Source organism: Bartonella sp. AA78NXGY, assembly GCF_042197005.1.
Classification (GTDB): domain Bacteria; phylum Pseudomonadota; class Alphaproteobacteria; order Rhizobiales; family Rhizobiaceae; genus Bartonella.
On record NZ_JBHIRI010000107.1, the window covers coordinates 1 to 544 of the forward strand.

The 544-nt window shown below is 35.3% G+C and carries 1 pseudogene; it reads left to right on the forward strand.

Annotation, left to right across the window (positions count from 1 at the left end):
* Nucleotides 1-300 (forward strand): annotated as a pseudogene (locus ACFINL_RS09895) (hypothetical protein); the annotation flags it as partial.
* Nucleotides 301-544: the final 244 nt, after the last annotated feature.

Consider the following 544-nt stretch of genomic DNA (forward strand, 5'->3'; position numbering starts at 1 on the left):
CATGCCAAGGTTTCTGGCTCTGCTTGCATTTATAGCCATGCAAAAGTTTATAATTATGCTGTTATTAATGGTCGTGCAAAGATTTATGGCAAGGTTTATGGGAATGCTTGTGTGAGTGGCTCTTGTGAGATTTATGGCTCTGTTTATGGCAATGCAAAAATCTCATATTGTGCAACGATCTGGGGGCGTGCTTATGGCAATGCAAAAATCAATAAAAAAAGCAAAGTAAGGTTGGTTCCAAAAAAATGTGAGGTTTATGAAAGGGATAATGTTGTCAATATAACTGATAAAACAGAATAAAGAACGGCGTGGGGGGCGTGCTTTCTTTATGGTGTATAAACGCATATAAAATGCATTGCTATAAACATATCATAAAAGAGAGAGTAACATAAAAAAAGCCGTGTCAAATGATATGACGCGGCTTTCAAATAGCGTTTCTTATTGATTAAAATGAATCATACACAATGGAGTAATGAATGCATATATACAAAACGTATCATATTGCAAGCGCTCTATGAGAGATATGAAAACTTATCAAAAGGAA